General features: G+C 73.9%; 15 protein-coding genes. 6 read left to right on the forward strand and 9 right to left on the reverse strand.

From position 1 onward, the window contains the following. The first annotated feature begins 2 nt into the window (after positions 1-2). A complete protein-coding gene (locus ACGFX4_RS28680; protein ID WP_393080218.1) occupies positions 3-1166 on the forward strand; it encodes a glycosyltransferase in 1164 nt (387 codons plus the stop codon). Here the strand turns inward: ACGFX4_RS28680 and ACGFX4_RS28685 are convergent. Genes ACGFX4_RS28685 through ACGFX4_RS28710 form a run of 6 tightly spaced genes read right to left on the reverse strand, consistent with a single transcriptional unit; the run spans position 1148 to position 6659 of the window. Next, positions 1148-2008 carry an alpha/beta fold hydrolase gene (locus ACGFX4_RS28685; protein WP_393080220.1) on the reverse strand — a complete coding sequence of 287 codons (861 nt, stop codon included), beginning with the start codon at positions 2006-2008 and terminating at the stop codon, positions 1148-1150. The genes ACGFX4_RS28680 and ACGFX4_RS28685 overlap by 19 nt on opposite strands. Then, a complete protein-coding gene (locus ACGFX4_RS28690; protein ID WP_393080222.1) occupies positions 2005-3078 on the reverse strand; it encodes a branched-chain amino acid ABC transporter permease in 1074 nt (357 codons plus the stop codon). The genes ACGFX4_RS28685 and ACGFX4_RS28690 overlap by 4 nt, the downstream gene beginning before the upstream one ends. Further along, positions 3075-3941 carry a branched-chain amino acid ABC transporter permease gene (locus ACGFX4_RS28695; protein WP_393080224.1) on the reverse strand — a complete coding sequence of 289 codons (867 nt, stop codon included), beginning with the start codon at positions 3939-3941 and terminating at the stop codon, positions 3075-3077. Before ACGFX4_RS28695 ends, ACGFX4_RS28690 begins: the two co-directional genes overlap by 4 nt. Continuing rightward, positions 3941-4663, reverse strand: a complete 723-nt coding sequence (locus ACGFX4_RS28700) for an ABC transporter ATP-binding protein (RefSeq protein ID WP_393080226.1) — start codon at positions 4661-4663, stop codon at positions 3941-3943. The genes ACGFX4_RS28695 and ACGFX4_RS28700 overlap by 1 nt, the downstream gene beginning before the upstream one ends. Continuing rightward, positions 4660-5418, reverse strand: coding sequence for an ABC transporter ATP-binding protein (locus ACGFX4_RS28705; RefSeq protein ID WP_393080228.1), 759 nt, complete (start codon positions 5416-5418; stop codon positions 4660-4662). The genes ACGFX4_RS28700 and ACGFX4_RS28705 overlap by 4 nt, the downstream gene beginning before the upstream one ends. A gap of 5 nt (positions 5419-5423) precedes the next feature. Then, positions 5424-6659, reverse strand: a complete 1236-nt coding sequence (locus ACGFX4_RS28710; RefSeq protein ID WP_393080230.1) for a substrate-binding domain-containing protein — start codon at positions 6657-6659, stop codon at positions 5424-5426. A gap of 262 nt (positions 6660-6921) precedes the next feature. Between ACGFX4_RS28710 and ACGFX4_RS28715 the strand changes: the two genes are divergently transcribed. From ACGFX4_RS28715 to ACGFX4_RS28725, 3 genes are read left to right on the forward strand one after another with little or no spacing between them, the layout of a single operon-like run. Beyond that, positions 6922-7686 (forward strand): CoA transferase subunit A, encoded by a 765-nt coding sequence (locus ACGFX4_RS28715; RefSeq protein WP_393080233.1) that lies wholly within the window; start codon positions 6922-6924, stop codon positions 7684-7686. After that, on the forward strand, positions 7686-8327 hold the full coding sequence (locus tag ACGFX4_RS28720; protein WP_393080235.1) for a 3-oxoacid CoA-transferase subunit B: 642 nt from the start codon (positions 7686-7688) through the stop codon (positions 8325-8327). Before ACGFX4_RS28715 ends, ACGFX4_RS28720 begins: the two co-directional genes overlap by 1 nt. 26 nt (positions 8328-8353) lie before the next feature. Further along, on the forward strand, positions 8354-9007 hold the full coding sequence (locus ACGFX4_RS28725) for a hypothetical protein (protein WP_393080238.1): 654 nt from the start codon (positions 8354-8356) through the stop codon (positions 9005-9007). A 10-nt stretch (positions 9008-9017) separates the two neighbouring features. Here the strand turns inward: ACGFX4_RS28725 and ung are convergent, their stop codons facing one another. The 3 genes from ung to ACGFX4_RS28740 form a co-directional block, all read right to left on the reverse strand. Beyond that, positions 9018-9728: a uracil-DNA glycosylase gene (gene ung, locus ACGFX4_RS28730; protein WP_393080241.1), complete on the reverse strand. Its 711-nt coding sequence runs from the start codon at positions 9726-9728 to the stop codon at positions 9018-9020. 71 nt (positions 9729-9799) lie between these two features. Then, positions 9800-10897 (reverse strand): low temperature requirement protein A, encoded by a 1098-nt coding sequence (locus ACGFX4_RS28735; RefSeq protein WP_393080245.1) that lies wholly within the window; start codon positions 10895-10897, stop codon positions 9800-9802. Positions 10898-10970: 73 nt separating this feature from the next. After that, positions 10971-11750 carry an HAD-IIA family hydrolase gene (locus ACGFX4_RS28740; protein ID WP_345697260.1) on the reverse strand — a complete coding sequence of 260 codons (780 nt, stop codon included), beginning with the start codon at positions 11748-11750 and terminating at the stop codon, positions 10971-10973. A 233-nt stretch (positions 11751-11983) separates the two neighbouring features. On the opposite strand from ACGFX4_RS28740, the gene ACGFX4_RS28745 reads away from it, so the two are divergent. Together ACGFX4_RS28745 and ACGFX4_RS28750 are read left to right on the forward strand one after the other, a co-directional pair. Further along, on the forward strand, positions 11984-12928 hold the full coding sequence (locus tag ACGFX4_RS28745) for a lytic polysaccharide monooxygenase (RefSeq protein WP_393080249.1): 945 nt from the start codon (positions 11984-11986) through the stop codon (positions 12926-12928). An 88-nt stretch (positions 12929-13016) separates the two neighbouring features. Next, positions 13017-14084, forward strand: a complete 1068-nt coding sequence (locus tag ACGFX4_RS28750) for a Gfo/Idh/MocA family oxidoreductase (protein ID WP_393080252.1) — start codon at positions 13017-13019, stop codon at positions 14082-14084. Positions 14085-14152: the final 68 nt, after the last annotated feature.

Below are 14152 nucleotides of genomic sequence, written 5' to 3' on the forward strand. Positions count from 1 at the left end.
ACATGACTTCGTTTCGACTGATCGTCACGGGCGGCGGCACCGGCGGCCACACCTACCCGGCACTCACCGCGGTCCGCACCCTCCAGGCGCGGCTCGCGGCCGCCGGCCGGACGCTGGAGGTGCTGTGGGTCGGCACCCCGGACGGCCTGGAGGCCCGGGTCACCACCGCCGAGCGGATCCCGTTCACCACGGTCGCCACCGGCAAGATCCGGCGCAGCAGCAACCCGCTGAAGCTGCTCTCCCCGGCCAACCTGCGGGACATGGCGCGGGTGCCGCTGGGGGTCGTGCAGGCGCGCTCGGTCGTCTCCGGCTTCCGGCCGGACGTGGTGCTGGCCACCGGCGGGTACGTCGCCGTGCCGGTCGGCCTGGCCGCGAAGATGTGCCGCCGGCCGCTGGTGGTGCACGAGCAGACCGTCCGCCTCGGGCTGGCCAACCGCGGGCTCGCCCGGGCCGCGACCGCGTTCGCCGTCTCCTCCGAGTCGACGCTGCAGTACCTGCCGGGCGGCGCCCGGGAGCGGGCCGTGGTGACCGGCAACCCGGTCCGGCCCGAGGTGCTCGCCGGGCACCCGGACAAGGCCGTCCAGACGCTCGGCCTGTGGGCCTTCGACCGCGCCCGCCCCACCGTCTACGTCACCGGCGGCGCCCAGGGCTCGGCCCAGATCAACGGCCTGGTCGCCGAGCTCCTGCCGTGGCTGCTGCCGCAGGCCAACGTCGTCCACCAGTGCGGCCCGGCCCACGAGGCCGAGCTGCGCCGGCGCGCCGCCGAGCTGCCCCCGGAGCTGGCCGGCCGCTACCTGGTCACCGGCTTCGTCGGCGCCGAACTCCCGGACGTGCTGGCCCTGGCGGACGTGGTGGTCTCGCGCAGCGGCGCCGGCACGGTCGCCGAGCTGACCGCCCTGGGCAAGGCCTCCGTGCTCGTCCCGCTGGCCTCCTCGGCCGGCAACGAGCAGGCCCACAACGCCCAGCACCTGCAGAGCGCCGGCGCGGCCGCCGCGCTGCTCGGCGAGGTGACCGCCGGTCACCTCGCCGAGGCCGTGGCCCCGCTGCTCGCCGACCCGGCCCGCCGTGCGGACATGGCGTACCGCGCCCGGACGCTGGGGCGTCCGGACGCGGCGGAGCGGCTGGTGGACCTGCTGCTGACGGCGGCTCAGCCGAGCAGCCGCTGAGCCACCGCCTCGGTGGCGATGATCGAGTAGTGGTTGGTGTCCGGGACGGGCGCGGCCGGGATCGGCAGGTCCGCGAGGGCGATCCGGCCGGCGTCGTAGAGGCCCTGCGGCTCGTCCAGCAGGCCGCGCTCCGCCCACAGCAGTTCGGCGGGGCAGGGCAGCTTGCGGACGGCCGCGGCGGCCTCCGGGTCGACCAGCACCTGGCCGCCGTCCAGCCGGACCGCCTCCGGGACGCAGGAGGAGGTCAGCTCCGGCTCCTCGCCGACCAGGTCGCGCTGGGTGTAGGCGTCCAGCTCGGCGGTCCAGTCGGCCATCGCGGGGTGCTGCCGCCAGAACGCGCGGTACGCCTCGCGGTCGGGGAAGGTCATCGACAGCCGGGCCAGCGCCGGGCCGAGGACGGCGGCCAGCAGGTCGTCCTCGGCCACCCCCTCGGGCAGCGGGAAGGTGACCGCGCCGTCCACCAGCAGCAGGCGCTCGACCGCCTCCGGGTGCCGGACGGCGGTCAGCGCGGAGACCCAGGCGCCCATCGAGTGGCCGACCAGGCGCACCGGGCCCGCGCCCAGGTGGGCGATCAGCAGCGCGACGTCGTCCGCGTGCCGGGCCAGGCCGTACGGCCCGCCGACCGTCCGACTGGCGGCACGTCCCCGCAGGTCGGGGGCGTAGAGGTGGACCCGCCCGGCGAGCAGGCGGGCGGCCGCGGCCCAGGCCAGGGCGTTGGCGGTGATGCCGTGGACGGCGACCACCACCGGCGCGCCCGGGTCGGCGGCGGGCCAGTGCAGCACGGCGAGCTCCCCGCCGGGCACGGGGACGGTCAGTTCCTGGTACGGCGTCGACTCGGTCATGCGGCACCTTCGGTGACGGGAGCGGCGGGGACGTCCAGGGTACGGACGGCGCGTCCGGCGCGGAGCCGGGCGGGCAGCTTGGCCAGGCCGCCGGGCAGCAGGTAGACCACGGCCACGAACAGCGCGCCGAGCAGGAACAGCGGCTGGGAGAGCGGCACCCGCAGCACGCCCGGCAGGTCGCCGACGGCGTCCGAGGTGGCGAGGTCGCCGAGCCGGTGCGCGGCCCAGGTGTAGAGCACGCCGCCGAGCAGCGGGCCCCAGCGGGTGCCGGAGCCGCCGAGGACGACCATCACCAGCAGCGCGAGGGTCGCGTCCGAGCTCGCCGCCTGCGGCGTGGCCCCGCCCGTGAGGAGCAGGTAGACCACGCCGCCGGCGCCGGCCAGGCCGCCCGCGACCACGAAGGCGACCAGCTTGAAACCGTACGGGCGCAGGCCCAGCACCTCGATCCGGCGCTCGTTCTCGCGGATGCCGGCCCAGATGCGGCCGGTGGGCGAGGAGACCGTCCAGTGGACGACGGCCAGGGTGAGGACCAGGTAGGCCAGCGCGATCCAGTACAGGTTGGCGGTGTTGCCGATGCCGACCAGGGCGTCGGGCAGGTGCTCGGCGGGCGCCGAGCGGCCCTCCTCACCACCCGTCAGCCCGCCGGGGTTGCGCTGCACCAGGATCGCGCCGGCCTGGGCGAAGGCCAGGGTGACCATGGAGAAGCCGATGCCGGTGACCCGCAGGCTGACCGAGCCGAGCAGCAGCGCCAGCGCGACGGAGCAGGCGACGCCGAACAGCGCGGCGGGCACGAAGCCCAGGCCGAGTTCGAGCATGGCCAGGTCGGTGGCGTACAGGCCGGTGGCGAAGTACAGCGCGTGGCCGAAGGAGAGCAGGCCGGTGCGGCCCAGCAGCAGGTCGTAGCCGCTGGCGAGGGCGCCGTAGACCAGGCACAGGGCGATGAGTTGGAGGCTGCCGGGGCTGCCCAGCGGCCCGTCCAGCAGCCCGGGCAGCGGCAGCGCGCTGTACGGCGCGACCAGCAGCAGGACCAGCAGGCCCACCGGCCACCAGCGCTTGAGGTGAACGGTCATGCGAGCCTCCCGGTGAGTCCGCGCGGCCGCACCAGCAGCAGCACGGCGAGCAGGACGACGACCGACAGGTCGCCCAGCCCCGCCGCGGTGTAGTAGTTGGCGAACTGCTGGACCAGGCCGACCGCGACGGACGCGACCGCGGCACCGGTCACCGACCCCATCCCGCCCATCACCACCACCACGAACGCGAAGATCAGCAGCCCGGTGCCCTGCGAGGGGTTGACCGAGCCGAAGTACAGGCCGGCCAGCGCCCCGCCGAGCGCCGCGGCGGCGCCGCCGATCGCGAAGACCAGCGTGAACGCCTTGCGGACGTCGATGCCCAGCGCGGTGACCATCGCCCGGTCCTCGACCCCGGCCCGCACGATCAGGCCGTAGCGGGTCCGGGCGAGGAACAGCCGCAGCGCGACCAGCACCAGCACCGCCGCGCCCATCAGCACGAAGCGGTTGACCGGGACGACGGCGCCCAGCAGCCGCACCGTGCCGGAGAGCGCCTCCGGCTGCGGGAAGGGCCGCGCGTCGGCGCCCCAGACGCCCATCAGCAGCGCGGGCAGCGCCAGCCCGACGCCGACGGTGGCGAGGATCTGGTCCCGCGGCCGGGAGTACAGCGGGCGGATCAGCACCAGCTCCAGCAGCACCGCCGCGGCGGTGCCGACCACGGTGCCGAACAGCACCGCGAGCCAGAAGCCCATGCCGCCCTCGGTGGCGGCCCACCAGGTGGCGTACGCGCCGATCGACAGCAGCGCGCCGTGGGCGAAGTTCAGCACGTCCATCAGGCCGAAGATCAGCGACAGGCCGCTGGCGACCAGGAAGTAGAGCGCGCCCAGGCCGAGGCCGGTGCAGGCGAGCAGGACGATGGTGTTCATCAGGGGGTCACCTCGGGGGCGGGGCGGTGGCTGCCGACGCCGAGCAGCCGGCGGGCGGCGTCCTCGTCGGCGAGCAGTTCGGCGGCGTCGCCCTGGTGGGCGGTGCGGCCGTCGGCGAGGACGGCGCAGGTCCCGGCGACCCGGCGGACCAGGGCCAGGTTCTGCTCGACCAGCAGCACCGGTACGGTCTCGGCGACCCGGGCCAGTACGTCGGCGACCTCGGCGACGATCTTCGGGGCGAGGCCCTTGGTGGGCTCGTCGGCGACGATCAGCCGGTTGCCGTTCAGCAGGGTGCGGCCGATGGCCACCATCTGCTGCTGCCCGCCGGACAGGCTCCCCGCCAACTGGCCCGCGCGCTGCTTCAGTTCCGGGAACAGCTCGTGGACCAGGTCGTACGCCGGCGCGGTGTCCCGCTCGGCCAGGCGCAGGTTCTCGGCGACGGTGAGGCCGGCGAAGATCCCGCGGTCCTCCGGCGCGTAGCCGATCCCCCGGCGCACGATCAGGTGCGTGGGCAGCGCGCCGATCTCCGCGCCGTCGAAGGCCACCGCGCCGGTGCGCGGCACCAGGCCGAGCAGCGCCTTGACGGTGGTGGTCTTGCCGGCGCCGTTGCGCCCCAGCAGGGCCGTGACACCGCTCGGGGCGACGTCCAGGTCCACGCCGTGCAGGATGTGCAGGCCGTCGATCACCACCCGCAGGTCGCGGGCGGACAGCAGCGGGCTCACAACGCCTCCCCGAGATAGGCCTGCTGGACGGTCTCGTCGGCCATCACGGCGGCGGGGGTGTCCAGGGCGAGCAGCGTGCCGTGGTGCATCACCGCCAGCCGGTCGGCCAGACCCAGCAGCACGTCCATGTGGTGCTCGACCATCAGCACCGTGCGGCCCTGCTCCTTGTGCACCGAGCGGATCAGCTCGACCAGGGCGGGCACCTCCTCGGCGCTGACACCGGCCATCGGCTCGTCCAGCAGGATCAGCCGCGGGTCGGAGACCAGCAGCACCGCGAGTTCCAGCTTGCGCTTCTCGCCGTGCGACAGCGAACCGGCCAACGCCTCTGCGCGGTCCGCGAGTTCGGTGCGCTCCAGGGTCTCGGCGACCTGCTGCGCGTACCGCTCGGCGCGGCGCCAGATCCGGTACGAGGCACGCGGCCCGGCCGCCGCCTGGGCGGCCAGGCGGACGTGGTCGGCGACGGTCAGCCCGGCCCACAGCGAGGAGGTCTGGAAGGTCCGGCCGAGGCCCCGCCGGGCCCGCGCGTGCACGGGCTCGGCGGTGACGTCGGCGCCGTCCAGCTCCAGCGAGCCGTGGCTCGCCGGGTAGATGCCGCTGATCAGGTTGAACAGGGAGGTCTTTCCCGCCCCGTTCGGGCCGATGAAGGCGACGAACTCGCCCTCACCGACCTCGAAGGAGACGTCCTCCACGATCGGCACGCCCCGGACGGACCAGCCGAGGCCGTTCAGCCGCAGCACGGGGACGGGAGTCGACACCTGGATCAACCCGCCATCGGGGCGACCGGGGGCGCCACCTGGTCGGCGGGGACGGTGTTCACCACGGTCGGCTTGGCGGCCGCGCCGGAACCGGTCAGCTTGACCTGGAACATCGGCTGCAGCAGGGCGTGGTCCTCGGCCCGGACGGTCAGCTTGCCCTTGACGCCGTCGAAGCTCCAGCCCTCCAGGGACTTCACCAGCGCGTCGGTGTCGGCGGTGGCACCCTTGGTGGACTGCAGGGCGTGCACCACCATCTGGGCGGCGGTGAAGCCGTCGGGGGTGAAGATGTCCGGCTTGGAGCCGGCCTTGGTGACGGCGTCGGTCATTGCCACCTCGACCTCGTTGGAGCCGGCGGCGCCCGCGAAGTAGTGGTTCAGGAAGGAGATCTTCTCGCCGGCCTGGCCGAACAGCGGGTAGGAGGCCGCCAGGTCGAGGCCGGTGACCACCTGGGTGGCGGAGAAGACGTCCTGCTGGGAGAGCGAGGTCCACAGCGCGGAGGCGGTGTCGCCGGCCCAGGCGACGAACAGCAGGTCCGGCTTGGACCCCTTGGCCTGGGTGGCGAACGGGGTGAGGTCGGTCGCGGACGGCGGGGCGAGCACCGCGTCCACCGTCGCGCCCTCGGCGCCGAGCACCGCCTTCACGGCGGCCACGTTGGCCTGGCCGAAGGCGCTGTCCTGGGCCAGCACGGTGACCTTCTTGCCCTTGGCGTCCTTGCCGATGAACGAGGCCGCGGTGCGGATGTCCTGGTACGACTGGCGGCCGGAGCGGAAGGTGTACTTGTTCAGGCCGGTGACCTTGTCGGCGGCGGCCGGGCCGGAGATGAACAGCACCTTGTTCTGCGCGGCGATCGGGCCGACCTGCAGGGCCACGCCCGAGGCGGTCGAACCGGCCAGGATCTTCGCGCCCTTGCCGATCAGGTCCTTGGCGCCGGAGACCGCCTTGGCCGGGTCGCCGGCGTCGTCCTGCTCGGCGATCTCGACCGGGTGGCCGTCGACCGCGTTGGTGCCCTTGGTGGCGTAGGCCAGGCCGGCCTTGAAGCCCTCCAGGTACTGCTTGCCGTACGCGGCCAGCGGGCCGGTCTTGCTGTACACCAGGCCGACCTGGACCGGGGCCTTGGAGCCGCTGTCGGCACTGCCGGTGCCGGCGGTGCCGGCCTTGGCGCAGCCCACCGCGAGCAGGCCGCAGGCCGCCATCACGGCGAGGCGCCGGGCGGATCCGGGGGTGGCGTCCGTACGAGACATGGGGGCGGCTCCTGAGGGTGCAAGTGCTGGTGGATGCCGGAACCGTAGGGTCACCGCCCGCGCGGCGACATGTGACGGGGCCACGTACCGCGGCGACCCGTTGTGTGCCCGTGCGCCATGTCGCCGCACCTCCGCCCCGGGAGTGTGGGCGGCGCACACCGGACCGGGACGCCCCATGGCCCGTACCGCCATGGAAAGGGGCCGGGGCTGCGGCGAGGGTGGTGCCGGAAAACTCCCCGTCTCTCCCTCCAGAGGTGACCCCTTGGACAAGGTCCTGGACTCCGCCGCGCGCGCCGTGGCGGACATTCCCGACGGCGCGGTGCTGGCGGTCGGCGGCTTCGGGCTGTGCGGCATCCCCTCCACCCTGATCGGCGCCCTGGTCGAGGCCGGGACGGCCGGGCTACGGGTGGTCTCCAACAACTGCGGGGTGGACGACTGGGGCCTCGGCCTGCTGCTGCGGGCCGGCCGGATCGCCCGGATGACCTCCAGCTACGTCGGCGAGAACAAGGAGTTCGCCCGGCAGTACCTGTCCGGCGAGCTGGAGGTGGAACTGACCCCGCAGGGCACCCTGGCCGAGCGGCTGCGGGCGGGCGGCGCGGGCATCCCGGCGTTCTTCACCCCGGCCGGCGTCGGCACCCAGGTCGAGGAGGGCGGGCTGCCCTGGCGGTACGCCGCCGACGGCTCGGTGGCCCTCGCCTCCCCGCCGAAGGAGGTCCGCGAGTTCGGCGGCCGCCGCTACCTGCTGGAGGAGGGCATCACCGCCGACTTCGCGCTGGTCCGCGCCGAGGTCGCCGACCGGCACGGCAACTGCGCCTTCCACGCCGCCGCCCGCAACTTCAACCCGCTGTGCGCCACCGCCGGGCGGATCACCGTGGTCGAGGCCGACCGGATCGTCGAGCCCGGCGAGCTGCCGCCGGACGCCGTCCACCTGCCCGGCGTGTACGTGGACCGGGTGGTCGCCGCCGACCCCGCGGACCGCCGGATCGAGCGCCGCACCGTCCGCACCGCCGCCCCCGAGGAGAACTGATGCTCGCCGCCTCCGACCCGCGCGACCTGCTCGCCGCCCGCGCCGCCCGCGAACTGCGCGACGGCCAGTACGTCAACCTGGGCATCGGCCTGCCCACCCTGATCCCCAACCACCTGCCCGCCGGCGTGCACGTGGTGCTGCACTCCGAGAACGGCATCCTCGGCGTCGGCCCCTACCCCGCGGAGGCCGGCGTCCACCCCGACCTGATCAACGCCGGCAAGGAGACCGTGACGGTCGACGCCGGCGCCTCCTACTTCGACTCGGCGTTCTCCTTCGGCATGATCCGGGCCGGCCGGATCGACGTCTCGGTGCTCGGCGCGATGCAGGTCTCCGCCAGCGGCGACCTGGCCAACTGGATGATCCCCGGCAAGATGGTCAAGGGCATGGGCGGCGCGATGGACCTGGTCCACGGCGCCCGCCGGCTGATCGTGGTGATGGAGCACACCGCCAAGGACGGCACCCCGAAGATCGTCGACGAGCTGAACCTGCCCGCCACCGGCCGCCGCGTCGTGCACCGCATCGTCACCGACCTCGCGGTGATCGACGTCCTCCCCGAGGGCCTGCGCCTGGTCGAGGTCGCCCCCGGCCACACCCTCGACGAGGTCCGCGCCGCCACCGAACCCGAACTCCTCACCGACTGACGGGCTCGGGGCCGTACGCTGCCCGCATGCTGCCCGATCTCCCCGACCGCCTCGCCCGCTACGCCGAACGGCGCGGGCTCCCGCTCCCGCAGCCGCCGTACGACGCCGTCGCGCTCGGCCTGCGGGAGCAGGACCTGCTGGTCCTGGCCGGCCTCCCGGTCCCCGAGGAACTCGCCCCGCTGGACTCCCGGATCGGGCACGTCCTCTCGTCCCTGGTCCAGGACTTCCTCGAACTGCCCGCTGCGGAACGGTCCGAACTCCTCGACCGGCTGCGCTCGTTGCCGCAGCACGAGCGGACCACCCCGCCCCGGCGACCGTATCCGGACCGGTTCGGCCCCGGTGGACTCCTGCTCGGCCTGCTGGACAACCGCAACCTGCGCAGCGCCGCCGCACCGATCCTCCACCTCCTGGACGGCCCCGGCCTGTCCGGGGTGACCGTCCACGGATTCGGGAACGGCCGCACCGGGATGACGACCGAGGCCCTGAACGGCCTGGCCGTCATGGTGGGACTGCCCCGCGACGACCTGGCGGTCCTGGTCGGCCTGCCGACCCCCGCCGAGCCCGCACCGCCGGTCCCCCCGGCACACGCCGACACCGCCGAACTTCTCTGGGTGTGCCGAGGGTTGACCTATGAACAGATCGACGCCGAGTACCAGCGGATCAGGAGGCCCGGCGCGTAGGCGTCCGCGCTCAGGCCTCGACGGCGGGGATGCGCCAGTCGATCGGCTCGGTGCCGAAGCCGTCGAGCGCGGCGTCGATCTGCGAGAACGGCTTGCTGCCGAAGAACAGCTTCGCCGACAGCGGCGACGGGTGGGCGCCCTGGACCACCACGTGGCGCTCGGTGTCGATCAGCGGCAGCTTCTTCTTCGCGTAGTTGCCCCACAGCACGAAGACGCAGGGCTCCTCGCGGTCGCTGACCGCCTTGATCACCGCGTCGGTGAACTTCTCCCAGCCCTTGGCCTTGTGCGAGTTGGGCTCGTGCGCCCGCACCGTGAGCACCGCGTTGAGCAGCAGCACGCCCTGCTCGGCCCAGTGCATCAGGTAGCCGTGGTCGGGGGCGGGGACGCCGAGGTCGGCGTCCAGCTCCTTGTAGATGTTGCGCAGCGACGGCGGGATCTTCGTCCCCGGCAGGACCGAGAAGCTCATGCCGTGGGCCTGGCCGTTGTCGTGGTACGGGTCCTGCCCGAGGACGAGCACCCGGACCTTGTCGTACGGCGTCGCGGCGAGCGCCGAGAACTCCTGCCCGGCCGGCGGGAAGACCTCGTGCTCGGCGCGCTGCCCGGCCACGAAGGCGGCCAGCTGGGCGAAGTACGGCTTGGCGGTCTCGTCGGCGAGCACTGCCCGCCAGGACTCGGGCAGTTCCAGGTCGGTGCCCACAGCCGTCTCGGCCAGATCCGTCACGTCTACCTACCTCCGGTGCGACATTCGCTGCGTCGTGCGTCGTGCTCTGTGCGTCGTGCGTTGGTTGAACGCTACACACCCGCGCTGACAGCCCGCGCCACCCGGACGTTCTCCCAGACGTTCAGCCCGACCATCAGCACCGCCAGCGCGCCCAGCGCCACCAGCGCGGGCAGCCGGACCGTCAGCGGCAGCAGCACCAGCAGGGCGCCCGCCGCGACCAGCCGGGTCGGGGAGAGCTTCCCGAACATCATCCACCGGGTGTAGCTGAAGCTCAGCAGGTACAGCGCGCTGCCGCCGTACAGCAGTCCGAGCGTGCCGGCGCCGAGCGCGGCGTGCGGCTCGGCCACCGTCTCGCCGAAGCCGACGGCGACCGCGATCACCGAGCCGATCAGCGCCAGGTGGCCGTACTGGAACACCCGGCGGATCATGTCCCGCCGCGAACCGGCGGTCTCCACCGCGTAGCGCATCGCGTCGGCGGCGAAGCCGTAGTACAGCCACCACAGCGCGCACGAGATGACGAACGCCAGCGCCACGGACACCAGTTGGGCACCGTGCAGGTCCGACCCGGCGACCGGCCCGCCGATCCCGACGATCGACTCGCCGAGCGCCACCAGCAGGAACAGGCCGAACCGCTCCGGCAGATGGCCCGGGTGGTAGTCGACCGCGGCCAGCCGGCGCCGGAACAGCAGCGGCGCGGACAGGTCCAGCAGTGCGGCCGTCGCCCACAGCGCCTCCCGCCACGGCGACTCCAGCAGCCCGCCGGCCAGCAGCAGCGGACCGCTGACCAGCGCCCCGACCCCGTACGGGCCGTTCCACACGCCGCGCAGGCGGATCAGCATCCCGAGCAGCACCAGCCGGGCCGCCCAGTACGCGGCGCCGAACAGCACCCCGCGCCCGCCGTACGCGCCGGGCAGGGCGAGCGCCATGAACAGCCCGCCGAGGCCCACCGCGAAGATCCCGATCCGGTCGCGGGCGTTGTCCACGTCCCGGATGTTGGCCTGCACCGTGGTGCCGACCCAGCACCAGTACACCGGGACGAACGCGATCAGCGCCCGCCCGGCCCCCGCCCAGTCGTGGTGGTGGTGCAGCAGCTGCGACACCTGTGTCACCGCGAACACGAACACCAGGTCGAAGTAGAGCTCCGCCCAGGTGACCCGCTTCTCCTCCATGCCTTCCGTCCCCCCGTCGGCAGCGACGAAGCCCCGCCGGTGGCGTTCCGGCGGGGCTTCTCGCTGGTCGTGACTAGATTTCGTCGATCAGGTCGGCGATCGACTTGACCACCCGGGTCGGGCGGTACGGGAACCGCTCGACGTCCTCCGGCGCGGTCAGACCGGTGAGCACCAGCACCGTCTGCATGCCGGCCTCCAGGCCGGAGACCACGTCGGTGTCCATCCGGTCGCCGATCATCGCGGCCGTCTCCGAGTGCGCGCCGGCCGTGTTCAGCGCCTCGCGCATCATCAGCGGGTTCGGCTTGCCGACGAAGTACGGCTCCACCCCGGTCGCCTTGGTGATCAGCGCCGCGACCGACCCGGTGGCCGGCAGCACGCCCTCGGTGGAGGGGCCGGTCTCGTCCGGGTTGGTGCAGATGAACCGGGCACCGTCGTTGATCAGGCGGATCGCCTTGGTGAGCGCCTCGAAGCTGTAGGTGCGGGTCTCGCCCAGCACCACGTAGTCCGGGTCCTTGTCGGTCAGCACGTACCCGGCCTGGTAGAGGGCGGTGGTCAGGCCGGCCTCGCCGATCACGTACGCGGTGCCGCCCGGGCGCTGGCTCTTCAGGAAGTTGGCGGTGGCCAGGGCGGACGTCCAGATCCGGTCCTCCGGCACGTCCAGGCCCATCCCGGCCAGGCGCGCGGACAGGTCGCGCGGGGTGTAGATCGAGTTGTTGGTCAGCACCAGGAAGGGCTTGCCGGACTCCTGCAGCTTGCGCAGGAACTCCTTCGCACCGGGAATCGGCGTCCCCTCGTGAATGAGGACGCCGTCCATGTCGGTCAGCCACGACTCGATGGGCTTGCGGTCTGCCACGGGCATGTCTCCTGAGGTCTTGCGATGTCGAACAACTGGCTGCCCCAACGGCCCCAGCCTAGTCCGGGCGCCCCCCGGACGGCAGTCCCGACCGCCAGGCGGACGGACCCCGCCCCGCCTCAACGCAGCCTTAAACCTCTCCTAACCGCACTGAGCCACCCTCAACTCCCGCTCCCCGTACGGCTAGCGTCCTCATTCCGAGCCACCCGCACCGCCCTCGGAGGAACACCCTCATGCCGCTCCGCCGCACCGCCACCGTCCTCGCGCTCACCGCCGCCACCACCGTCCTCGGCTCCGGCACCGCCGCCGCCCACGGATCCATGGAGAACCCGCTCAGCCGGGTCGAGGGCTGCTACCTGGAGGGCCCCGAACACCCGAAGTCGGCCGCCTGCGCCGCCGCGATCCGCACCGGCGGCACCCAGGCGATGTACGACTGGAACGGCGTCCGGATCGGCGACGCGGCCGGACGCCACCGCGAACTCGTCCCCGACGGCAAGCTGTGCAGCGCCGGCGCCCCCGAGTTCGCCGGCCTCGACCTCCCCCGCGCCGACTGGAACGCCACCCACCTCACCCCCGGCAGCGACGTCACCCTCCGCTACCGCGCCACCGCCCCGCACCGCGGCACCTTCCGGCTGTACCTCACCAACGCCGGATACGACCCCACCAAGCCGCTGCGCTGGGCCGACCTGGAGACCACCCCCTTCCTCACCGTCACCGACCCCCGGCTCACCGACGGCTCCTACCTCCTCCCCGGCCGCATCCCCACCGGCCGCACCAGCCGCCAGCTGATCTACGCGATCTGGCAGCGCTCGGACAGCCCCGAGGCCTTCTACTCCTGCTCCGACGTCGTCCTCGACGGCGCCACCACCGGCACCGGCCCGGCCCCCGCCACCCCGACCCCCCGGCCCACCACGCCCACCCCGACCCCCACCGCGTCGCCCGGCACCTCCTCCCCCACCCCGGCGCCCGTCCCCGCCGCCGCCGTGACCACCACCCCGCCCTCCTCCCCCACCGCCCCGGCCGTCCCGACCGCCCCCGCACCCCACCAGCTCGCCCAGACCGGCAGCTCCCGCACCAGCGGCACCCTCCTCACCCTGGGCGCCACCCTGCTCCTCGTCGGCGGCACCATCGCCGTCATCACCCGCGGCCGCGGCGCCCACCGCCGCCGCCCCCACTGACACCCCCGCTGACACCCCCGCGGAGCGCCCGGCGCGCCCCCGCTTCCCGTGCCCTCCCCGCCACCCCTCCCGTGGTTGAGTGAGACGCATGACCTTCCCCTCCGAGAGCCCGTTCCGCGTCGGCCTGATCGGCTACGGCCTGGCAGGCGCCGCCTTCCACGCCCCGCTGATCGCCACCACCCCCGGACTGCGGCTGGACGCGGTGGTCACCGCCAACCCCGACCGCCGCGCCCAGCTGCGGCGCGAGCACCCCGAGGCCCGCGCCCTGGACACCCCGGAGCAGCTGTTCGCCTCCGCCGAGCAGTTCGACCTGGTCGTGATCGCGTCCCCGAACCGCACCCACGTCCCGCTCGCCCGCGCCGCCCTGCTCGCGGGCCTCGCCACCGTCGTCGACAAGCCGCTCGCGGCGACCGCCGCCGAGGCCCGCGACCTGTGCGAGTTCGCGGAGAAGTCCGGCATCCTGCTGTCCGTCTTCCAGAACCGCCGGTGGGACGGCGACTTCCTGACCGCCAAGCGGCTGGTCGACGAGGGGGCGCTGGGCCGGGTGCACCGCTTCGAGTCCCGGTTCGAGCGCTTCCGGCCGAAGCCGAAGCCGGGCTGGCGGGAGCTGGCCGACCCGGCGGAGGTCGGCGGCACCCTGTACGACCTGGGCAGCCACCTGGTCGACCAGGCACTGACCCTGTTCGGCCCGGTCGAGTCGGTGTACGCGGAGATCGATGTCCGCCGGGACGGCGCGGTGGTCGACGACGACGCGTTCCTCGCGCTCAGCCACGGCTCGGGCGTCCGTTCGCACCTGTGGACCAGCGCCCTCGCCCCGCTCGGCGGCCCGCGCCTGCGCGTCCTCGGCGACTCCGCCGGGTACGTGAAGTTCGGCATGGACCCGCAGGAGGACGCCCTCCGGGCGGGCCTGCGCCCCGACGCCCGGGTGCCGTGGGGTGCCGACGACCCCGCGCACTACGGCACCCTCGGCACCGACGAGGAGTCCGCCCCCGTCCCCACCGACCCGGGCGACTACCCGGCGTACTACGCCGGCATCGCCCGCTCCCTCGCCGAGCGCAGCCCGGCCCCGGTGAACCCCCGCGACGCGGTCGCCACCCTCGCCGTCCTCGAAGCGGCCCGCGCCTCCGCCGCCACCGCGACGGTCGTCCGGCTCTGACGGAACCCTCCGGGTACGTCCCGGCGGGTGCGTAGGATGAGGAGCAGTCAGCCCCGGACCCGGAGGAG

Origin of the sequence: Kitasatospora sp. NPDC048365 (assembly GCF_043200835.1) — a bacterium.
GTDB classification, from domain to species: Bacteria; Actinomycetota; Actinomycetes; order Streptomycetales; family Streptomycetaceae; genus Kitasatospora; species Kitasatospora terrestris.